The organism is Blastococcus aggregatus, from assembly GCF_900221005.1.
Classification (GTDB): Bacteria; Actinomycetota; Actinomycetes; order Mycobacteriales; family Geodermatophilaceae; genus Blastococcus; species Blastococcus aggregatus.
On the sequence record NZ_OBQI01000006.1, the window covers coordinates 182,723 to 202,964 of the forward strand.

The following is a 20,242-nucleotide window of genomic DNA, read 5'->3' on the forward strand; positions in this document are numbered from 1 at the left end:
GTGCAGCTCAGACTGGGCGGGTGGACGTCGGCCTCGCCGGACCGCGGGACGTGTCGCAGCTGGCACGTCTGCTCTGGCTCTTCGCGGGGCCTGACGAGCAGGCGCGGCAATCCGTCGAGGCGTTCGCCGTCGACCTGGACGCCTGGTTGGCCGACCGCGCCGGCTCGCACGTCGCGTTCGTCGCGCGGCTCCCCGAGTCCGACGTCGTGGGCATGGCGTGGCTGGCGCTCGTCCCGCGGGTGCCGAGACCGGGCACGACGGCTCGGCTCTCGGCCGACATCCAGAGCGTCTTCGTCGTGCCCGAGCAGCGCGGGAGGGGCATCGGCTCCCAGCTCGTCCGGACGGCGACGGACCACGCTCGCCGCCTGGGGGCGGCTCGCGTGACGGTCCACTCCAGCAGCAGAGCCGTGCCCGTCTACGAGCGGCTCGGCTTCGCCTCCTCCCGGCATCTCCTGCAGACGCCGGCGGAGTAGCAGCTCAGCCGAGCAGCCCGCCGAGCTTGCCGCCGCCGAACTTCTTGATCAGGTCCATCGGGTCGATGCCGAACTTCGCGAGCAGCCCGGCGTCCTTCTCGGTGTCCACCTGGTCCGGGAGCTCCGAGTCCGCCTGCTGGGCCTTGGCGTCGTCACCCTGGGACTTCAGCAGCTGCAGGATGTGGCTCTTGTCGATGTTCATGGGCACCCGGTACCCCGGACCGACGAGACGATGCGGACCGGCCTCAGTCCAGCCGGGGTGAACCGGGGGCGAGGAGATCCACCCGGGCGCGCACCCGGCCGCGCAGGTACGAGTGCCCGACTGCGGCCGCCAGCCACACCGGGACCGTGATCCACACCCACGCCGGCCCCGTGAGCGCCACCCCGGCCGCCAGCAGGGCCAGCGCCACGAACATCGCCGGGGCCCAGTAGCGCTGCCGGTCGAGGACGTGCAGGTGGTCGAGGGCCAGCTCGTGGGCGGCCTCGCGCTCGTCCGGGTCGTCGGGCACCGGCCCGCTGCCCGACGCCGCGCGACGCACGCGTCGGCCCACCGCCCTGGGGGACTGGTCGTCCGGATCGTGCATGCCCCCATCGTGCCGGTGCGGGTGCGCCGACGTCCCAGCGGGCAGTTCAGCCGGCCGAGGCGACGATCCGATCGGGGCGGATCCGCACCTCGGTGGCACTACCCAGCCAGCGCCGCAGCGTCCCGGAGGGGTCCTCGACGCGGGTGCGCGTCCCGTCGGGCCGGCACACCTCCAGGTCGGCGGTCAGCACGGCCGCGCCGTCCCCGAGGACGTCGTCCAGCCGGCACCGGCGCCCCTCGACGACCACCTCCGGCTGCGGGACCAGGCCGCCCACGAGCCGCCGGCCCGCCCGCCCGCGCCGGTCGAGCAGCGGCCCGCGCAGCGGCGGCGTCCGGCTGTCGGTGGCCAGCCGGGCCACCGCGGGGATCCGGCGGACGACGGCCAGCACGGCACGGCGCAGCACCGCCGCGCCCCGGCCCCCGCCGGTCATCAGCCGGCCCAGCAGCAGCGCCAGCCGGATCAGCGCGCGGGCGTGCGGCTCCCGCTCGGCCTGGTAGCTGTCGAGCAGTCCGTCGTCGCCCGCCCCTGCCAGGACGGCGGCCAGCTTCCAGCTCAGCTGGTGCACGTCCCGCAGGCCGAGGCCGAGCCCCTGCCCGACGAACGGCGGCGTCAGGTGGGCGGCGTCGCCGGCGAGCAGCACCCGCCCGGCCCGCCAGCGGTCGGCGAGCTGCGCCCGGAACGTGTACTCGGCCGCGCGCACCACCTCGACCGCCGCCGGGTCGACCGGCGCCAGCAGCCGCCGCAGCACCCCGGGCGTCGTCAGGTCCGCGACGGTCTCCCTCGGCGCGAGGCGGAACTCCCAGCGGTACCGATCCCCGGTCACGGGCATCGCGGTCGCGGCACGGGCCGGATCGCAGACCTGGGTGACGCCGGACCAGATCGGCAGCGGCACCGGGGAGCGGACGTCCAGCACGGCCCAGCGGTCGGCCGGGCCGAGGTCCCGCATCCGGGCCCCGATCAGCTCTCGGACGGTGCTGTTGGCGCCGTCGCAGCCGAGGACGGCGGCCGCCCGGACGGACCGGTCCCCCCCGCCGTCCCTGACCCGCACCGTCAGGACGACGCCGTCGCCTTCGGGGGCCAGTCCGGTCACCTCGCACCCACGGCGGATCTCGATGCCCGGCGTCCGGGCGGCGGCCGCCGCGAGCACCGCTTCCACGTCCGGCTGGTGCACCAGCGAGCCCGCCGCCCAGCCGTTGACGCCCGCACCGGGCTGCCGGCGGAACTCCGCGAGCACCTCGTGCGCGGCGTCGACCAGCCGCAGCCCCGCCATCGGCCGGGTCAGCGGCACCAGCTCGTCGGCGACCCCGGCGTCCTGCAGCACGCGGAACACCTCGTCGTCCAGGTGCACCGCGCGCGGGAGCTCGTAGGGCGTGCGGTGCCGTTCGAGCACCTGGACGCGCAGCCCCCGCCGGGCGAGCAGCAGCGCCGCCGTCAGCCCCACGGGCCCGGCGCCGACCACGACCACGGGCTCGCCGGACACGCGCGCCAGTGTTCCCGGACCCGCCGGGATGCGTCACCCGGGTGCGGGGACAGGCCCCCCGACCTTGACGGGTGGGGCGGAGGTGCTAAGAGTGACCCGGAGCACTGTCGTGCTGCGAACCCGCCACCTCTGGTGGGTCTCGGATCGAAGGGACATCTGTGAAGACCAAGGGCGCGATTCTGTGGGGCGTGGGCGAGAAGTGGTCGGTCGAGGAGATCGAGGTCGGTGACCCCGTCGCCGGCGAGGTGATGGTCGAGCTGGCCGCCTCGGGCCTGTGCCACTCCGACGAGCACCTCGTCACCGGCGCCACCCCGGTCGGCTTCCCGAGCCTGGGCGGCCACGAGGGCGCCGGCAAGGTCATCAAGGTCGGCCCCGGCGTGACCGACCTCGAGGTGGGCGACCACGTCGTCACCGCCTTCATCCCGGCGTGCGGCAAGTGCCCGCCGTGTTCGCGCGGCCAGCAGAACCTCTGCGACCTCGGCGCCCACCTGCTCGGCGGCAAGGCGATCGCCGACGGCACCAACCGCGTCACCGCCAAGGGCCAGGGCGTCTCGCCGATGTGCCTGCTCGGCACCTTCTCCCCCTACATCACCGTGAACCAGGCCTCGGTCGTGCGCATCGAGCCGGACATCCCGCTCGAGATCGCCGCCCTCGTGGGCTGCGGCGTCACCACCGGCTGGGGCTCCGCGACCAAGGTCGCCGACGTCCGTCCCGGTGAGAACGTCGTCGTCATGGGCGCCGGCGGCGTCGGCATGAACGCCGTGCAGGGCGCTGCGGCGGCCGGCGCGAAGCGGGTCATCGTCATCGACCCGGTCGCGCAGAAGCGCGAGTGGGCGATGGAGATGGGCGCCACCCACACCTACGCGAGCATCGAGGAGGCCACCCCTCAGATCAACGAGCTGACCTGGGGCCGGATGGCCGAGAAGGTGATCATCACCGTGGGCGACATCCAGGGCGAGGACGTCGCCGCCGCCATGAGCATCACCGGCAAGGGCGGGCGTGCGGTCGTCACCGGCATGGGCAGCTTCGACAAGGTCGACGTGAAGCTCAGCCTGTTCGACCTCACCCTCATGCAGAAGGACCTGCAGGGCGCCATCTTCGGTGGCCTCGCCCCGCGCAACGCCATCCCCGAGCTGCTCTCGCTCTACCAGGCCGGGCAGCTCAAGCTCGAGGAGCTGGTGACCACGAGGTACAAGCTCGAGGACATCAACCAGGGCTACCAGGACATGCGCGACGGCAAGAACATCCGCGGCATGATCGTCTACACGGACGCCGACCGGAACTGAGCAATCCGTCGTCCTCCGGACGACACCGCGGCCAGGAGCCGTACCCCCGAGGAGCGGAGCGCGTCCGCACCGCTCCTCGGGGGAGCCTCCGGCCCCCACTCGTCGGGCGCCGTGCAGAGCTACCCCAGCAGCCGGGTGAGGGCGGCCCCGAGGTCGGTCAGCGACCGGACCGGCTCCATCCGCCCGCCGCCGCGCGCGGCCAGCAGGCGGGCCGCGTCGAGTGCCTCCTCGCTCGGCAGCGGGCACAGCACGTGCAGCCGGTCGATGCCGGCCAGCGCCGTCTCGGCCGGCTCCCCCGCCGTCGACAGGCAGTCCGACAGCAGGACGACGACCCGCTCGTCGGCCGTCGCCGGCGCCAGCTCCCGCCGCGCCCCGCGGAGCGCGACCGCGAGGTCGGTCTTGCCGTGCCCGCGGAGCCCCACCAGGTCGAGCACGACGTCCTCCGCGGCCCGGTGCCGGCCCAGCGGCTGCAGCACGGTCAGGTCGTCGGCGAAGGTCAGCACGCTGGTCTGCAGCCGCTCGTCGGCCGCCAGCACGACGCCGGCCGCCGCGACCGCCGCGATGGCGACCCCCAGCCCCTGCATCGACCCGGACCGGTCGACCACCAGGCAGACCGCCCGCCGGGAGCCGGTCCAGTTGCGGGTGACCAGGTCCTCGGCGGCCGGCGGCCAGATGCCCGACCAGCGGTCCAGCGTGCGGTCCAGGTCGAGGTCGCCCTCGGGACGACGGGTCGGCACCAGCCGCCGCGTGCCGCGCGCCCGGGTCGCGCCGACCCGGCCCACCTGCACGAACACCCGGGCCGCCAGCCGGCGCGCGGCCGAGCGCAGCTCGCGGTCGGTGGCGGTCGCCAGATCGGCCAGCAGGGCGGCCGCGGCGTCGGGATCGGCGCCCATCAGCCCCGCGAAGGCGTCCTCGTCCAGCTCGCCCACCTCGGGGCTGACCTCGGAGAAGGCCTGGTGCCGGAGCTGCATCTCCCGGCGGCCCGTCGACGACGGGCCGCGCCGGGAGGCGGCGTCGCGCTTCGGGATGCTCGGCTGCTCGGTGCCCGTCTCAGCCGACGGGCCCGGTGCTTTTCCCTGACCACCACCAGCGGGCTCGGGGGCGTCGCCCGGGGCGCCCTCCCCGGGCTCCGGCGGCGCCGAGCCCACCGGCCACACCTCGTCGAGGATCTCGTCCAGCACGGCCTCCGGGGTCCGCTCGACGCCCTCGGTCACCCGGATCCGGCCGGACAGCGCCGCGTGGGCGGCGTCCCGGGCCGTCTCGCGGCCGCCGGCCAGCTCCTCCCCGCGCATCCGGAGGAGGCCGTCGAGCAGCAGCACCAGGTCGATGGCGCCGCGCACGGACGAGCCGGTGCGCAGGTCGCGGTGCTCCCGGGTGGCCCGCACCAGGCTGACGGCGAGCGCGATCTGCGGCTCCCCCGCGCCGGTGACCCCGGCGACGATCGCCCGTTCGGCGTCCTCCGACTGGTAGCCGAGGACCACCCGGCACATGCGGTCGGCGATGGCCTGCCCCACCCGGGCGGTGCCGATCGCGTCGAAGGGGTTCATGGCCGCGATCAGCCGGAAGCCCGACGTCGCGTGCACCGTGCCCAGCCGGGGGACGGCGATCTCGCCCTCGGTGAGCACCGTGATGAGGACGTTGAGCGTCTCCTCGGGGATCCGGTTGAGCTCCTCGAGGTACAGCAGGCCCGCGCCGCGCATCGCGGTGAGCAGCGGGCCGTCGGTGAAGTTCTCCGGCAGGTACCCCCCGGCCAGCACGGCCGACGGGTCGTACTGACCGACCAGGCGCGCCGGGGTCAGCTCGGCGTTGCCCTCCACGAAGACGACGTCCTGACCGGTCTCGGCGGCCACCGAGCGCAGCAGCGTGGACTTGCCGGTGCCCGGGGGGCCCTCCAGCACGACGTGCCGGTGCGTGGCGAGCGCGACGGTGAGCACCTCGCGCTCACGGCCCAGCCCCACCACGGGGGCGGGCACCGTGGGAGCGGGAACGGGTTCGACGGACATGACGCCTCTCGACGGGAGCCGCCCGGACGGGCGGGGGTGGACGACAGGACCGGCCGGGACCGCGGGCCCTGGCCGGTCCTTCGTGGGGATCAGCCGCCGAGGATGCTCTCGAGGTCGGCGATGTCGTCGGGAGCCTCGATGTCCTGCTTCTCGCCGTGGTCGCGGAAGGTCAGCGTGCCCTCGGAGTCGCCGCCACCGCGCATCTCCAGCGGGTAGGCCGGGTCGTCGTCCTTGACGACGAGCGACTTGCCGTCCTCCTGCTCGACGATGACGACGTCGTCGCCGTCCAGCTCGTCCTTGCGGGTCTCGTCCTTGGCGTCGTCGGGCGAGCGCAGCTCGTCGGCGATCCCCTTCAGCGAGAAGTCCTCGAAGTCCGCCGAGGCGTCACCGGGGAGCTCGATCCACTTGCCCTCGATCTGGTCCGCCGCCTCGGCCGGGATGCCGAGCATCGACACCAGGTCGGAGGTGCCGCGCAGGTAGGCGGTCCCGTCGACGCTGATGATCTCGATCTCCACGCCGTCCATCGTGATGGTGCCGGCGGCGTCGTCGCCCTCGAGGCGGAGGTCGATCTCGCCGGTCTCGCCGTCGTCGGTCATCTCGCCGCTGACGTGGACCGAACCGGCCTCCACGAGCGCGTCGGCGGCCAGCTCGGCCACCTCCGGGCCGGTCTTCCCCTCCAGGGGGCTGTCACCGCCGCACGCGGAGAGCAGGAGCGCGCCGGTGACCAGCACGGCGGGGGCGGTGAACGAACGGATGTGCATGGGACTCCTCGTCAGGGCGGACCCGGGGTGACCGGGGGCGCCCAGATCCTGCCAGGCAGGAGTGACGCAGCGCTCACCCCTGGCCCGCGAGGCGGCGGATGCGCGCCCGTTCGCGGTCGCCCAGGTTGGGATCGGCGAGCCGACGGGCCGCGGCCGCCGGCAGGACGGCGGTCAGGTCCAGCCCGGCCGCCCGGCGGAACGACCGGGCGAAGGTGCCCTGCGCGGCCCCCCACGACCGCTGCCTGCAGGCGCCCGCCCGGGACGCTGCCCACGCTCATCACCAGCCACGCGTCGGCGACGTCGGCTCCGGCCGGCCCCCGCGCCGCGTTGGTCCAGTCGATCACCACCGGACCGCCGGCCGCCAGGAGCACGTTCTCCGGGTGCAGGTCCAGGTGCAGCAGAGCCGTGCCGCCGAGGTCGCCCACGCCCGGGAGCCACTCCGGCGCCGGCACCTCGTGCACCGCCCGGTGCAGCCCGGCGAGCACCCGCGCCTGCGCGGCCAGGGTCCACGGTCGGCGGACCAGGGCAGCCGCCATCGTCGGGCCCTCGATCCGCTGCAGCACCAGGTCGGCGCCGTCGACGTCGAACACCTCGGGCACCGGCAGCCCGGCGGCCCGGGCATGCGCCATGACCCGCGCCTCCCGCTCGGCCGAGCGCTGCGGGTCCCGGTAGCGGCGCAGCACCCGGCCGCCGTCCAGGGCGAAGACGTCCGCGTCCCGCCCCACGCCCAGCAGCTGCACGGGCGGGAGTGTGGCAGAGGGCCGGGTTCAGCGGGGGCGCGTCGGGCTCACCGCCCGCCCGGCCGCGGCGGGATCGAGCGGCACGGCCGAGCGGAGGACGGCGGGGCCGAGCCGGAGGAGCCCGCCGGTCAGCGCCGCGCAGCGGATCCCGGCCCGGCCGCGCAGCCCGCGGTGCGCGCCCGGCGCGAGCACCGTGTCCAGCCACGCGCAGGGGTTGGCCGGGCGTCCGCCGCGCAGCCGCACCTCACCCACCCCGCAGTCCAGCGAGAACTCCTGCCCCCGCAGGGCCTCGACCTCCGCCCCCCGCAGGACGACGGTGCGCCGCGCCAGCAGGGGGTCCAGCGGCCCGGCGGCCAGCTCCGCGGCGAGCGCCTCCACCGCCTCGGCGGCCAGCACGGTGACCTGCGCGTCGCGGTGCGCCGGACGGCCGGCGTACCGGTCGCCGACGACGCCGAACCCGGCGCGCACCTCCACCTCGGTGCGCCGGTCGCCGTCCTGCGCCGGAACGACGTCCCGCGGGCGGCCGTCGTAGCGGTGCCCGGGCGCGGCCACCAGCCCGACGATCTCGACGTCGTACGCGTGCGGAAGGGCAGAGGCGGCCATGTCCGCAGTGTCGGGCACGATGACGGCATGCCGACGCCGGACGCTGCTTCCCCCGACGAGCTCGCCCTGGGCGACGACCTGCGCGCGTTCGTCGACGCCTCCCCCTCGCCGTCGCACGCGGTGGCGGAGCTGGCCCGGCGGCTGACGGCGGCCGGCTTCACCGAGCTGGCCGAGGCCGACCGGTGGGAACTCGCAGCCGGGGGCAGCCACTTCGTCGTCCGCTCCGGCAGCCTGATCGCCTTCCGCGTGGGCACCGGCGCGCTCGGCGACACCGGCATGCGGCTCGTGGGCGCGCACACCGACTCCCCGACGTTCAAGGTCCGCCCGCACTCCGACGTCCGGCAGGCCGGGTACCGCCTGGTCGGCGTGGAGCCGTACGGCGGCGGGCTGTGGCACACCTGGCTGGACCGGGAGCTGACCGTGGCCGGCCGGGTCGCGCTCCGCGGCGGGGCGACGGCGCTGGTCCGGCTGCCCGGCGCGCCGCTGCGCTTCCCCTCGCTCGCCATCCACCTCGACCGCTCCGTCCGCGAGGGGCTGACCCTGGACCCGCAGCGGCACCTCGTCCCCGTGTGGGACGGCGACCTCGGCGAGGAGCCCGGGCTCCTCGAGGCCGTCGCCGCCGCAGCGGGCGCCGGCCTCGACGACGTCGTCGGGCACGACCTCGTGCTGGCCGACACCCAGCCCGCCGCGCGGGCCGGCGCCGACGGCACCTGGATCGCCGCCCCCCGCCTGGACAACCTGACCTCCTGCCATGCCGGGCTGCTCGCGCTGCTCGCCGCGCCGGCCGGGGAGCGCACCCAGGTGCTGGTGTGCAACGACCACGAGGAGATCGGCAGCGGCTCGATGTCCGGGGCGCGGGGCAGCTTCCTCGAGGACGTCGTCCGCCGGCTGGCCACGGGCACCGACCCGGGGGACGCCGAGGCGGTGCACCGGGCGATCGCGCGCTCCGTGCTGGTCTCGGCGGACATGGCGCACGGGGTGCACCCGACCCGGTCCGACCGCCACGAGCCGGCGCACCAGCCCCGGCTGGGCGGGGGCCCGGTGGTGAAGCTGAACGCCAACCAGGCCTACGCGACCGACGCGGCGACCGGCGGCTGGTTCCGCGAGCGGTGCGCCGAGGCCGGGGTGCCGTCGCAGTCGTTCGTGATGCGCGCCGACCTGCCGTGCGGCAGCACGATCGGCCCGCTCACCGCGACCCGGCTGGGAATCGCCACGGTGGACGTCGGGATCGCGCAGCTGGCCATGCACTCCTGCCGCGAGGTCGCCTCCGCGCTGGACGTGCCGCTGATGGTCGAGGCGCTGGCGGCCTGCTTCACCGACTGAGGGGAACGGCGACCGGCCGGGGCATCGAAGGTCGCCCGGCCGGCCGCCGCCGTCTGGTTGCCCGGCTGTGCCGGGCTCAGATCACCTGCGCCGGTCGTCGTCCCGGGCGCCGTCGACCTCGATCTCCTCCTTGCGCAGGTCGGCCGAGACCTGCTCCTGGTCGGTGACCGTCGTCTTGTCCAGGCGCACCCGCTCGACGGGCACGGCCTCCTTCTCCACGACCGCTCGCTCGGCGTGCAGGGTGACCTCGTGCTCCTCCTCGCTGATGGCGGGGCCGTCCATCGCGTTGCCGACGTTCGCGTCGGTGATGGGCTCGCGCTCGACGCGGACCTCCTCGCGCGTGACGGGGACGCTCTGGGTGACGTTCTCGCTGACCACGTACTTGCGCAGTCGCGCCCGCCCGGTCTCCTCCGAGGCGGTGCCGACGGTCATCCGCTCCTCGGAGCGGGTCATGGCGTCGTCCGTCGTCGGGCCGGAGGTGTCGTGCCCGACCGTGCCGTGCCGGTTGGTGTCGGTGTCGGTCATGCCCGTGCCGACGGTGCCGGTGCCGGCCACGTGCCGGCCGGAGGTGTCCTCCATCGCCATGCCGGTGGTCGACTCGGTGCCGGCGAGGTGCTCGCGGCCCGTGGTCTGCGTCCCGGTACCGCCCGCCCCCATGCCGTAGTAGCGGTAGAGCTCCTGCTCCTCCTGCGGCGACAGGTGGCCGTCGGTGTCGATCTTCGGGGCGTCCTTCACGCGGGCCTTGCTCACGGGTACGCGCAGGCCGTCGTCGGTGAGGTCGGCGTCCCGGATGGGGACGAAGGACTCCTTCGTGCCGAACATGCCGGTGCGGACGGTGACCCACTCGGGCTGCCCGGTCTCGTCGTCGAGGTAGACCTCTCCGGCGGAGCCGATCTTCTGGCCCGACTCGTCGTAGACGTCCTTGCCGATCACGCGGTCGAGGGTCTCGGTGCCGATCATCGTGGGTGTGCTCCCATCTGCTGCGGGTGTTCCCGGTCACATGTCTGGGTGACCGGGATCCGGCCGGCGAAACGATCCGGGCCGATCCGTTGGAGGGCCGCCGAGTTGCACCCCACCTGCGGTAGACGTGACGCGCGGTCACGATCGTCGGACGATCGGGACGTCCACCCTGCTCAGGAGCGAGCCTTCCGTCGCACTGGCGTGCCGGTTGCGAGACGCAACCGGACCCCTCGTTCAGCTACGCAGCGTCACGCTGACGCAGGTCGGGCGTGTCCGGATCGCCTCGGCCCGGCGCGTCGTCCCCCGGAGGCAGGACGGTCTGCCTAGCGTCGCCGGGTGCCTCCCCGTTCGCCGTACGACAACCTCGTCCACCCGCGCACGCAGAAGAAGCCCGTGCCCACCGTCGAGGCCGAGAAGGACCTCGTCGTCGAGGACCCCAGCTCGGGCTTCGTGGGCGCCGTCGTCCGGTGCGAGAAGGACGTCGTCCACCTCGAGGACCGCCACGGGCGCGTCCGCGGCTACCCGCTCGGCCCCGGCTTCTGGGTCGACGGGCGCCCGGTCGTCCTGGTGCGGCCGAAGCAGGCGGCACCGACCGCGCCCACCCGGAGCGCGTCGGGCTCCACCTACGTCGCCGGCGCACGCGCCCGGGTCGCCCGCCAGGGCCGCATCTACGTCGAGGGCAAGCACGACGCCGAGCTGGTCGAGAAGGTGTGGGGCCACGACCTGCGCATCGAGGGCGTCGTCGTCGAGCCCCTGCACGGCGTGGACGACCTGCCCGCGATCGTGAAGGAGTTCCGCCCCTCCCCCGACCGCCGCCTCGGCGTCCTGGTGGACCACCTGGTGAAGGGCTCGAAGGAGTCCCGGATCGCCGAGCAGATCACCGGCGCGCACGCGCTCGTCGTCGGCCACCCGTTCATCGACATCTGGCAGGCCGTCAAGCCCTCCGTCGTCGGCATCAAGGCCTGGCCGACCGTACCGAAGGGCGAGGACTGGAAGACCGGCGTGTGCAGTCGCCTGGGCTGGGAGGACGACACCGGCTACGTCTGGGCGCAGCGCATCCTGGCCCGCGTGCGCACCTGGACCGACCTCGAGCCGCAGCTGATCGGCCGGGTCGAGGAACTGATCGACTTCGTCACGACCGACTGAGACCCGTTCGAGACCTGGCGCAGGCAGTCTGCGCCCGTGGCCTCGCGGAGCAGGGTGCGGACAGCGGTGCTGGCAGCCCTCCTGGTGGCGGGCGCGAGCGGGTGCGCGGACGGCGGGTCCGACGCCGGCGCGCCCGGATCCGTGGCGGGGGAAGGACCCGCCCGCCCGGCGGCCGGAGGTGGCGATCTCGTCGTCGACGCCCTGCCGCTCGAGGCACCGGTGATCCTCGACCCGGTTCCGGACGGGCTGCTGCTCACCGGCCTCGCGTACCAGCCGCCGGAGGACGACCGCCAGTACAACGAGTCCTCCGGGAGCTACGAGCCGGCGCGCGCCACCCTGTACGGCGATCCGGCGCTGGCCGACACCCTCGACGGGCCGGTCCTGCTCGTCGGGACGAGCACGGGCTCGGCCACCATCGCCGGCCCGGGGTACGACGCCCCCGGCGAGCAGGTCGAGCTGGGCGACGGACGGACCGGCCGGGTGGTGCCCGACTCCGACCGGACCTGGGTCGTGATCGAGGGCAACGACTACACCGAGTTCGTCGTCGGGCGGGGCATCTACGACGACGAGCTCGTCGCGGCGGCGCGCGGAGCCGACTTCGCGTCGGCCACGACGACGCTCGCGTCCGACGCCGTCCCCGACGGGCTGGAGCCGCTGGTCGCCGGGAGTGCGCAGGACAGGCCCGGGTCCGGTTCGGGCGTGCAGATGTCCCTCCAGGGCGACGGCAGCTATGTCCGTGTGGAGGCGGTGCGCGCCGACCCGCGACTCGCGGCGCTCTGGGGCTTCTGGCTCGAGGACGCCTCGGGCACCGAGGTCCGGGGGCACCCGGGCTCCGCGGGTGACCTCCAGGGCGCCAACGTCGGGGATCCCGACGCCCGGGGGCGGGTCTGGGCCGAGGACGGCCTGGTCCTGTCGGTCGTCGTGACCATGGACGCCGAGGGTGAACGGGTCGGGAACGCGGACCAGGTGCTGGACCAGGTGGTCGACGACCTGCGCGTGGGCACGTGGGCGGAGTTCGAGGCGCTGGACGGGGAGATCCGGATGCGCCCGCCGACCCGCGAGGAGGCGCCCTGCCCGCCGGGCGGCGGATTCGTGAGCGGCGTCGACGGCGGCGTCCGGTGGCTGTTCCACCTGCAGCCCAACCCTTACTCGGGCATGGGCGCGTGGAGCACCTGCTACTTCGAACTCACCGGCTATGGCGGAGGTGGCGGGACGATCATGCCCCCGCCGCTGGGCGAGCTGGCCGCCGGCGTGGGGAGCTCCGGCATCCTGGGTGGCGTCGCCCCGCCGGGAACCGTCCGGGTCACGGTCACCACCGCCGACGGACGCGTGCAGGAGGCGCAGCTCGCCGAGGAGGGACCGCGCCCCGGCGAGCGGGTCTGGGGCACGCTCGTCCCACAGGTCTCTCCAGCGGCCGGCGGTCCGCCGCTCACCGTGACGGCCTACGACGCAGCCGGGGCGGTCTTGGACAGCGTGGCCGTCTAGCGGGCGGACGCGTCGGCCCCCAGGCCCGGTCGTGGCGCCTCGTCGTCGTGACGACGACCGAGACCTCGACGAGACCGAGCACGGGCACGCTGCGCCCATGACCTCGATCACGAGGGCGCGGACCGCGCTCCTGGCCGCCGTGCTGGTCGCGAGCCTGGCCGGGTGTGCGGACACGGCGGACGGGGAGGCCGTCGCACCCGGATCGGTGGCAGGGGTCGGCACCCCCCGCCCGTGGGCGGGGGGTGAGGAACTCGTGGTCGATCCGCTCCCGCCCGCGACACCGGTCGTCCTCGACCCGGTCCCGGACGGGCTGCTGGTCACGAACGCCTCGGACGACCTGACGAGCGGCAGTGGCGGCGGCTGCGCCACCCTCTACGGCGATCCGGCCCTGACCGACACCCTCGACGGGCCGGTCCTGCTGGTGGGGTCGAGTTCCGGGTCGGCACACGGCGGCCCGACGCCGGGAGGAGCCGGCGCGCGGGAGGTCGACCTGGGTGGCGGGCGGACCGGGACGGTGATCCCCGACCTGGTGGCCGGCTGCCCGGCGGACGGGCCCGGCGGGCTGGGCAGCGGCATGGTCCTCCAGGGGCCCACCGTGAGCTGGGCCACCGTCTCCGTAGTGCGCGCCGACCCGCGCCTCGCGGCGCTGTGGGGGTTCTGGCTGACCGACCCCACGGGGACCTCGGTCCGCGGGCTGCCGGGCTCGGCCGGGGCCCTGACCGGAGCAGGTGGCGGCGACGTGGCCGCCCGGGGACGGGTCTGGGCCGAGGACGGCCTGGTCCTGTCGGCCGTGATGTACGGAGGCGGGGACGACCTCCTCGACGAGGTGGTCCGGAACCTGCGCGTCGGGACGGTGGCGGAGGCCGATGCGCTGGAGGAGGAGATCCGGAACCGCCCGCCGACCGGTGTGGAGTCACCCTGCCCCTCGGACAGCGGCTTCGTCAGCGGCGTCGAGGGAGCCTCCCGCTGGGTGTTCCACCTTGCACCCAATCCCCACTCCGGCTGGGGCGAGTGGAGCGCCTGCCAGTTCGACCTCACCTCCGGCAGCGGGAGCGGCGGATCGGTCATGCCGCCACCGCTGGGTGAGCTGGCCGTGCAGGGCTGGGGCTCCGGCATCGTCGGCGGCGTCGCCCCGCCGGGGACGGCCCGGGTCACGGTCACCGCCGCCGACGGGAGCACGCTGGAGGCGGTGCTCGCCGCCGACGGGCCGCGGCCCGGCGAACGGGTGTGGGGCACGTTCATCCCGCTGTTCCCGCCGCCGGGCGGTATCGCGCCGTTCACCGTGACCGCCTACGACGCGGCGGGCGCCGTCCTCGCCAGCCAGTCCCGCTAGGCCCTCCCCGAGTTGATCATCGCCTCGGTGCACGCATCAGCGGCGGGTCGCACCGTGTCGCGGGCACGCAGACGATGATCAACTCGACTGGGGCGGGGCGGGGCGGGTCAGCGGGGGATGTAGTTGAAGGTGTCCGGGTCGGGGCCGGTGCGCTCGCCGCGGTCCAGGCCGGTCAGCGCCGCCATGTCGGAGGTGCCGAGCTCGAAGTCGAACAGCGCGAAGTTCTCCTCCATGCGCTTCCTGGACGTCGACTTCGGGAAGACGACGTCGCCCCGCTGCACGTGCCAGCGCAGCACGACCTGAGCGGGCGTGCGCTCGAGCCGCTCGGCGATGGCGACGATGGCCGGGTCGTCGAGGACCTTGCCCTGCGCGATCGGCGACCACGCCTCGGTCACGATCTCGTGCTCGGCGTCGAAGGCCCGCAGCTCGTCCTGCGCGAGGTAGGGGTGCACCTCGATCTGGTTCACCGCCGGGCGCACCTGGGTCTCGGCGAGGAGCCGGCCCAGGTGGGAGGCGGTGAAGTTGGAGACGCCGATGGCCTTGGCCCGGCCCCCGGCGTAGATCTCCTCCATGGCCTTCCACGTCTCGACGAAGTCGACGTCGATGCCCGGCAGCGGCCAGTGGATGAGGAACAGGTCGAGGTGGTCGGTGCCGAGGTCGGCCAGCGTCCGGTCGAACGCGCGGAGGGCGTCGTCGCGGCGGTGGAAGCCGTTGTTCAGCTTGCTGGTCACGAAGATCTCGCCGCGGTCGATGCCGGAGCGGGCGATGGCCTCGCCGACACCCTTCTCGTTGCCGTACATCTCGGCGGTGTCGATGTGCCGGTAGCCGACCTGGAGGGCCTGGCCGACGACGTCGGCGGTGTCCTCCGGCGGCACCTGGTAGACGCCGAAGCCCAGCTGGGGGATCTCGACGCCGTTGTTCAGAGCGATGGTGGGCACAGCAACCACAGGGTGTCCTCTCGACGGATGGGCCCCCGCGCGACGGGTCGTGCGCGATCGGGCCTCACCCCGCCTACCCGCGGGCCGGCGAGTTCACCCGCTCCTCCGGGGTCGCGGGGGCCACACCCGCCCGCTCCCGCAGCAGCGGCGCGGACACGAGCGCCAGCACGCCGGCCGCCCCCGCCGCCAGCGCCGGCACGGCGAACGCCTGCTGCGCGCCCCACGAGTCGACGGCCGCCCCGGCCAGCGCCGAGCCGACGGTGACCCCGAGCGTCAGGCCGGTGATCGTCCAGGCCAGCGACTCGGTGAGCACGCCCCGGCCGACCCGCGACTCGACCAGCGAGGTCCCCGACACGAGCACCGGCGCGATGGTCAGCCCGGCCAGGAAGCCACAGAGGACCAGCATCGGCAGCGAGCCGACGGCCCACAGCAGCTGGGCGGCCAGCGCGAAGGCCAGCGCCGTCCCCACGAACCTCGCGGCCAGCGACCGGGCCGGGCGGGCGAGGCCGTAGACCAGCCCCGCGACCAGGCTGCCGCCGGCGAAGACCGCCAGTGCCAGGCCGGACAGCGCCTTGGCACCCTCGGCCTCGGCGAACCCGATGACGACGACGTCGATGGCGCCGAACACGGTGCCCACCGCCAGGTAGGTGAGCGCGACGACCAGCAGCGTGGGCGTCACCACCGAGCGGCGGCGCCCCGTGGCGGAGCGTTCCTGGGGGTGCAGCGGCGGCTCGGTGTCGCGCTGCGCGGCCAGGGAGAAGCCGCCGACGACGCCGAGCAGGATGCCGGTGAGGAAGCCGACGGGCGGCGCGACCAGGGTCGCCAGCAGGGTGACCAGCGGCGGGCCGAGGACGAAGACCACCTCGTCGACGACCGCCTCGAACGCGAACGCGGTCTGCCGGCCCGAGGAGTCGAGCGCCGCGGACCACCGCGCGCGCACCATCGACCCGACGTTGGGCGCCGAGCCGCCGGTCAGCGCGGCGAGCAGGAACCAGCTCCACCGGGGTGCGTCGAGCTGCACCGCGAGGGCGAAGGCGACGCCGGTGACGGCCAGCGAGACCATCGCCAGGCGCAGCACCGCGCCCTGACCGCGGCGGTCCATGGCCCGGGCCCACTGCGGCCCGGCCACCGCGAAGCTCAGCGCCAGCGTGCCGGAGACGGCGCCGGCCAGCCCGTAGCTGCCGGACGCCTCCTCCACCAGCAGGACGGCGCCCAGGCCCAGCATCGGGGCCGGCAGCCGGGCGACCCAGCCGGCGAAGGCGAAGGCCCGCGAGCCGGGGACGGCGAACAGGCGGAGGTAGGGATCGAAGACGGTGCGGGGTGACACGGGCTCTCGCGCTTCCTGGCCACGGGCGAGTGCGGGCCCAGAGCTCCGCCGGTCCCTCGGGTGGCTCCGGGAGCCTAGCCGGGGGCCGGGATGCAGCGGCACCGCATTTCGGCGCGCGCGAGGCTACATTCGGGCCATGACCAGCGCCGAGCTGCCCGACCCCGTGGTCCGGCGCGCCGCGCCGGCCCCGCCCCCTGCGCCGGGCTCCGGCGGGCTGGTCGACCGGCACGGGCGGGTGGCCACGGACCTCCGGGTCTCCCTGACCGACCGCTGCAACCTGCGCTGCACCTACTGCATGCCGCCCGAGGGCCTGGACTGGCTGCCGAAGGTCGAGGTGCTCACCGACGAGGAGATCGTCCGGCTGGTCCGCATCGGCGTGGAGCACCTCGGCATCGAGGAGGTCCGGTTCACCGGCGGCGAGCCCCTGCTGCGGCCCGGCCTGGTCGGCATCGTCGCCGGCGCGACGGCCCTCACGCCGCGCCCGGAGGTCAGCCTCACCACCAACGCCATCGGCCTGGCCCGGGTGGCGCCCGCGCTCGCGGCAGCCGGCCTGGACCGGATCAACGTCAGCCTGGACACCGTCGACCGCGACCGGTTCAAGCAGCTCACCCACCGCGACCGGTTCGACGACGTCCTGGCCGGGCTGGCCGCCGCGCAACGCGCCGGGCTCACCCCGGTCAAGGTCAACGCCGTCCTGCTGCGCGGGATGAACGAGGAGGACGCCGTCCCGCTGCTCGACTTCTGCCTGGAGCACGGCTACCAGCTGCGCTTCATCGAGCAGATGCCGCTGGACGCCCACCACGCCTGGACCCGCGGCGAGATGGTCACCGCCGAGGACATCCTCGACCGGCTGTCGGCGGCGCACGAGCTCACCCCGGACACCGAGGCCCGCGGCTCCGCGCCCGCCGAGCGCTGGCTGGTCGACGGCGGACCCGCGACGGTCGGCGTCATCGCGTCGGTGACCCGCTCCTTCTGCGGCAGCTGCGACCGCACCCGGCTCACCGCCGACGGCCAGATCCGCAACTGCCTGTTCGCGCGCGAGGAGTCCGACCTGCGGACGCCGCTGCGCGAGGGCGCCACCGACCAGGAGATCGCCGACCGCTGGCGGATCGCCACGCTCGGCAAGCTGCCCGGGCACGGCATCGACGACCCGAGCTTCCTCCAGCCGACCCGGCCCATGTCGGCGATCGGGGGGTGAGGGTGCCCGTCACCGTGCGCTACTTCGCGGGGGCCCGGGCGGCCTCCGGCGTCGACACCGAGACCCGCGAGGCCGCCTCGCTGGACCAGCTCGTCGGCCAGATCGTCGATGCGCACGGAGCGCGGATGGCGAAGGTGCTCACCGCCTGCTCCTTCCTCGTCGACGGAACGCAGACCCGCGACCGGTCGTTGGAGCTCTCACCAGGAGCCGTCGTGGACGTGCTGCCTCCGTTCGCCGGAGGGTGACAGGGAGGATGGGCGCATGAGCATCTTCGGAAAGGCCAAGGCCAAGGCGGAAGAACTGCTGGGCCGCGCCGAGCAGGTCTACGGCGAGTCGCACGGGGACGCCGCTGCGACGGTCGCCGGCGAGGCGCACGTCATGGAGGCCCAGGCCGAGGAGGACGCCCTCGAGCGGTCGGAGAAGCCGGACGACGACGGGCTCGCCGGCGTCCGCTGACCGGCGCACGGTGCGGTTGACGCCGAGCACGAGGCGGCGGAACGTGCCGGTATGGTTCCGGATCCGGTCAGTGATGTCGCCCCGTGGCGTGACTGGTGCTCGGCCGCGGAGGGGGCACTGGCCTTCCTGGCCGGGTACGTGGGCTGGGACGTCTGGCTCGTCACCCAGGTCGTCGACGAGCGGCAGGTGATCCTGCTGGCGCACCCTGAGGGCGCCGCCGCACCGGGCATGGAACTGCCGTGGGAGCGCAGCTTCTGCCGCGAGATGACCGAGGGCCGCGCGCCGCGGCTGGCCACCGTCACCGCAGCCGTGCCCGCGTACGCCTCCCGCACCACCGGCTCGATCGCCGATGTGGCGGCGTACGTGGGGGTGCCGCTGGTGCGCGAGGACGGCAGCCTGTTCGGCACGCTGTGCGGGGTGGCGTTCCGCGCCAAGCCGCGCAGTGCGGTGCGCGAGTTGCGCGTGGTCGAAGCCGCCGCGCGCATGCTCAGCACCCTCATGGCGGCGGGGATGGACCCGCCTCCGCTGCCCGGGCGCCCCGCCGTCCGCTAGTCCCGGCGGGCGCGCAACCGGATGGCGACCAGGGCGACGTCGTCCTCCGCCCGGCCGTCCACCAGCCGCTCGATGATCTCGTCGCAGAGGTCGCCCAGCGACCGGCCGGCCAGCTCGCCGGCCACCTCCCGCAACCGGGCCATCCCGGTGTCCAGGTCGCGGGACCGGCGCTCGATCAGCCCGTCGGTGAACATCAGCACCGTCGAGCCCTCGCCGAGCCGGACGACGGAGTCCGAGCGGGGTGCCGCCGGGTCGACGCCGAGCATGAGATCGCCCTGCCAGTCCCCGAGCGCGGCGAGCGTCCCGTCGGGGTGGATGACCAGCAGCGGCAGGTGCCCGGCGTTGGACCAGCACATGCGGACAGCGCCGTCGACCCCGTCGGGCTCGAAGCAGGCGATCGCCGCGGTCGCGTAGGTCTCCGCCCGGAGCTGCGCCATGGCCCCGTCGAGCCCGCGGAGCACCTCGGCCGGTGTCCCGTCGCTGTAGGTGGCGATGCCGCGGAGCAGCGAGCGCAGCTGGCCCATGGACGCCGCGGCCTCGGTGTCGTGCCCGACGACGTCCCCGATGACCAGCATCGACGCCCCCGAGGGCTGGACGAACGCGTCGTACCAGTCCCCGCCCACCCGAGCGGCCTCCGCGGCGGGGGTGTAGCGCACGACGATCTCGGCGTGGGCGGGCTGCACCGGGGCGGTGAGCAGGCTGCGCTGCAGCCCCTCCGCCAGCTGGCGCTGCTGGTCGAACATGCGCGCGTTGTCCAGCGCCAGGCCGATGCGGTCGGCGACCTGGCGGGCGGTGGCCACGTGTCGCGCGCTCGGCGGCTCGGCGCCGGGCAGCAGCAGCGTCAGCCCGCCGACGACCCGGCCGTGCCCCCGCAGCGGGAGGGTCAGCCCGTACCCGATGGCGAGCCTCTCCAGCAGCGCTCGCGGCTCCCCCTCGGGCAGGGTCTCCAGCGCCCGTGCCCCGGAGAAGCCGACCGTCTCGCCGTCGCGGAGGGCCCGCAGGAGCGGCGCGGTGGGCGGCAGGTCCGCGAGCCGGACCTGCGCGTACCGCTCGACCAGGGCGCGCGCCTCGGGGTCGACGTGCCAGGAGCCGACGCCCTGGGGCCGCCCGTCTTCGTCCAGCAGGGTGACCAGGCAGCCGTCGGCCAGGACGGGGACGACGAGCTCCGGGATGCGCGTCGCCGCGGCGGTGACGTCGAGGGTGCCGGCGAGCTCGGCGCCCACCCGGTCCAGGAGCGTCAGCCGGTCCTGGGCCACCCGCCGGTCGGTGACGTCGGAGAAGTAGAAGTACAGACCACCGTCGTCGACCGGCACGGCCTCCACGTCGTACCAGCGGTTCAGCGGCTCGGGGTAGAAGGACTCGATCGTCCGGATCTCGCGGTCGACCATCGTGGCGCGGTAGGTCCGGCCGAACTCGTTGTCGACGTTGGCGGGGTAGGCGTCCCAGTAGTCGCGCCCCACGAGGGCGCTCGCCTCGAGCAGCAGCGACTGCTCCGCGGCCGGGTTGACGTGCGTGATGACCCAGTCCGCGGAGACGGCCATGAACCCGACCGGCATGGTCGCGAGGACGTGGTCGCTGTCCGGCCGTTGCATGT

21 protein-coding genes are annotated in these 20,242 nt (G+C 74.9%); 10 read left to right on the forward strand and 11 right to left on the reverse strand.

Translation table 11 applies throughout. From position 1 onward, the window contains the following. Nucleotides 1-20: 20 nt before the first annotated feature. Nucleotides 21-473 (forward strand): GNAT family N-acetyltransferase, encoded by a 453-nt coding sequence (locus tag CRP29_RS19110; RefSeq protein ID WP_097196647.1) that lies wholly within the window; start codon nucleotides 21-23, stop codon nucleotides 471-473. A gap of 4 nt (nucleotides 474-477) precedes the next feature. Here CRP29_RS19110 and CRP29_RS19115 read toward each other — a convergent pair whose 3' ends face one another. From CRP29_RS19115 to CRP29_RS19125, 3 genes are read right to left on the reverse strand one after another with little or no spacing between them, the layout of a single operon-like run. Then, entirely contained in the window at nucleotides 478-675 is a 198-nt protein-coding gene (locus tag CRP29_RS19115) for a hypothetical protein (RefSeq protein WP_097196648.1), read from the reverse strand. Nucleotides 676-718: 43 nt separating this feature from the next. Further along, nucleotides 719-1,057 carry a hypothetical protein gene (locus CRP29_RS19120; RefSeq protein WP_097196649.1) on the reverse strand — a complete coding sequence of 113 codons (339 nt, stop codon included), beginning with the start codon at nucleotides 1,055-1,057 and terminating at the stop codon, nucleotides 719-721. Nucleotides 1,058-1,103: 46 nt separating this feature from the next. Continuing rightward, entirely contained in the window at nucleotides 1,104-2,537 is a 1,434-nt protein-coding gene (locus tag CRP29_RS19125; RefSeq protein ID WP_097196650.1) for a bifunctional 3-(3-hydroxy-phenyl)propionate/3-hydroxycinnamic acid hydroxylase, read from the reverse strand. 158 nt (nucleotides 2,538-2,695) lie between these two features. On the opposite strand from CRP29_RS19125, the gene CRP29_RS19130 reads away from it, so the two are divergent. Beyond that, a complete protein-coding gene (locus tag CRP29_RS19130) occupies nucleotides 2,696-3,823 on the forward strand; it encodes an NDMA-dependent alcohol dehydrogenase (protein WP_097196651.1) in 1,128 nt (375 codons plus the stop codon). Nucleotides 3,824-3,942: 119 nt separating this feature from the next. Here CRP29_RS19130 and CRP29_RS19135 read toward each other — a convergent pair whose 3' ends face one another. The 4 genes from CRP29_RS19135 to CRP29_RS19150 form a co-directional block, all read right to left on the reverse strand. Further along, nucleotides 3,943-5,826 (reverse strand): AAA family ATPase, encoded by a 1,884-nt coding sequence (locus CRP29_RS19135; RefSeq protein WP_097196652.1) that lies wholly within the window; start codon nucleotides 5,824-5,826, stop codon nucleotides 3,943-3,945. Nucleotides 5,827-5,915: 89 nt separating this feature from the next. Next, entirely contained in the window at nucleotides 5,916-6,587 is a 672-nt protein-coding gene (locus tag CRP29_RS19140; protein WP_097196653.1) for a LolA-like protein, read from the reverse strand. An 11-nt stretch (nucleotides 6,588-6,598) separates the two neighbouring features. Then, nucleotides 6,599-7,327 (reverse strand): phosphotransferase, encoded by a 729-nt coding sequence (locus tag CRP29_RS19145; RefSeq protein ID WP_101541104.1) that lies wholly within the window; start codon nucleotides 7,325-7,327, stop codon nucleotides 6,599-6,601. Between the two features lie 27 nt (nucleotides 7,328-7,354). Further along, nucleotides 7,355-7,930, reverse strand: coding sequence for an MOSC domain-containing protein (locus CRP29_RS19150; RefSeq protein WP_097196654.1), 576 nt, complete (start codon nucleotides 7,928-7,930; stop codon nucleotides 7,355-7,357). A gap of 27 nt (nucleotides 7,931-7,957) precedes the next feature. Here CRP29_RS19150 and CRP29_RS19155 point away from each other — a divergent pair, with 27 nt between their 5' ends. After that, complete coding sequence (locus tag CRP29_RS19155; protein WP_097196655.1) at nucleotides 7,958-9,253, forward strand: M18 family aminopeptidase; 1,296 nt, start codon at nucleotides 7,958-7,960, stop codon at nucleotides 9,251-9,253. Nucleotides 9,254-9,334: 81 nt separating this feature from the next. Here CRP29_RS19155 and CRP29_RS19160 read toward each other — a convergent pair whose 3' ends face one another. Continuing rightward, the gene (locus CRP29_RS19160) at nucleotides 9,335-10,213 is read right to left on the reverse strand and encodes a DUF2382 domain-containing protein (protein ID WP_097196656.1); all 879 of its coding nucleotides are present in this window, start codon (nucleotides 10,211-10,213) and stop codon (nucleotides 9,335-9,337) included. Nucleotides 10,214-10,549: 336 nt separating this feature from the next. Between CRP29_RS19160 and CRP29_RS19165 the strand changes: the two genes are divergently transcribed. The 3 genes from CRP29_RS19165 to CRP29_RS19175 all read left to right on the forward strand — a co-directional run bounded on the left by CRP29_RS19165 (nucleotide 10,550) and on the right by CRP29_RS19175 (nucleotide 14,177). Then, entirely contained in the window at nucleotides 10,550-11,359 is an 810-nt protein-coding gene (locus tag CRP29_RS19165) for a DUF3097 domain-containing protein (protein WP_097196657.1), read from the forward strand. Between the two features lie 66 nt (nucleotides 11,360-11,425). Beyond that, nucleotides 11,426-12,844 carry a hypothetical protein gene (locus CRP29_RS19170; RefSeq protein WP_097196658.1) on the forward strand — a complete coding sequence of 473 codons (1,419 nt, stop codon included), beginning with the start codon at nucleotides 11,426-11,428 and terminating at the stop codon, nucleotides 12,842-12,844. A 97-nt stretch (nucleotides 12,845-12,941) separates the two neighbouring features. Further along, the gene (locus tag CRP29_RS19175) at nucleotides 12,942-14,177 is read left to right on the forward strand and encodes a hypothetical protein (RefSeq protein WP_097196659.1); all 1,236 of its coding nucleotides are present in this window, start codon (nucleotides 12,942-12,944) and stop codon (nucleotides 14,175-14,177) included. A 107-nt stretch (nucleotides 14,178-14,284) separates the two neighbouring features. Here the strand turns inward: CRP29_RS19175 and CRP29_RS19180 are convergent, their stop codons facing one another. Both CRP29_RS19180 and CRP29_RS19185 read right to left on the reverse strand, forming a co-directional pair. Continuing rightward, on the reverse strand, nucleotides 14,285-15,115 hold the full coding sequence (locus tag CRP29_RS19180; RefSeq protein WP_425427108.1) for an aldo/keto reductase: 831 nt from the start codon (nucleotides 15,113-15,115) through the stop codon (nucleotides 14,285-14,287). A gap of 73 nt (nucleotides 15,116-15,188) precedes the next feature. Continuing rightward, entirely contained in the window at nucleotides 15,189-16,442 is a 1,254-nt protein-coding gene (locus CRP29_RS19185; protein WP_097196661.1) for an MFS transporter, read from the reverse strand. 136 nt (nucleotides 16,443-16,578) lie between these two features. Between CRP29_RS19185 and moaA the strand changes: the two genes are divergently transcribed. The 4 genes from moaA to CRP29_RS19205 are packed head-to-tail and all read left to right on the forward strand — an operon-like array spanning nucleotide 16,579 to nucleotide 18,648. Next, complete coding sequence (gene moaA, locus CRP29_RS19190) at nucleotides 16,579-17,640, forward strand: GTP 3',8-cyclase MoaA (protein WP_217991674.1); 1,062 nt, start codon at nucleotides 16,579-16,581, stop codon at nucleotides 17,638-17,640. Beyond that, nucleotides 17,637-17,885: a MoaD/ThiS family protein gene (locus CRP29_RS19195; RefSeq protein ID WP_176523053.1), complete on the forward strand. Its 249-nt coding sequence runs from the start codon at nucleotides 17,637-17,639 to the stop codon at nucleotides 17,883-17,885. The genes moaA and CRP29_RS19195 overlap by 4 nt, the downstream gene beginning before the upstream one ends. A gap of 16 nt (nucleotides 17,886-17,901) precedes the next feature. Beyond that, nucleotides 17,902-18,096: a hypothetical protein gene (locus CRP29_RS19200; protein WP_097196663.1), complete on the forward strand. Its 195-nt coding sequence runs from the start codon at nucleotides 17,902-17,904 to the stop codon at nucleotides 18,094-18,096. A gap of 51 nt (nucleotides 18,097-18,147) precedes the next feature. Next, nucleotides 18,148-18,648 carry a histidine kinase gene (locus CRP29_RS19205; RefSeq protein WP_097196664.1) on the forward strand — a complete coding sequence of 167 codons (501 nt, stop codon included), beginning with the start codon at nucleotides 18,148-18,150 and terminating at the stop codon, nucleotides 18,646-18,648. Here the strand turns inward: CRP29_RS19205 and CRP29_RS19210 are convergent. Next, nucleotides 18,645-20,240 carry a SpoIIE family protein phosphatase gene (locus CRP29_RS19210; RefSeq protein WP_097196665.1) on the reverse strand — a complete coding sequence of 532 codons (1,596 nt, stop codon included), beginning with the start codon at nucleotides 20,238-20,240 and terminating at the stop codon, nucleotides 18,645-18,647. The two genes, CRP29_RS19205 and CRP29_RS19210, sit on opposite strands and share 4 nt — an antisense overlap. Nucleotides 20,241-20,242 lie beyond the last annotated feature (2 nt).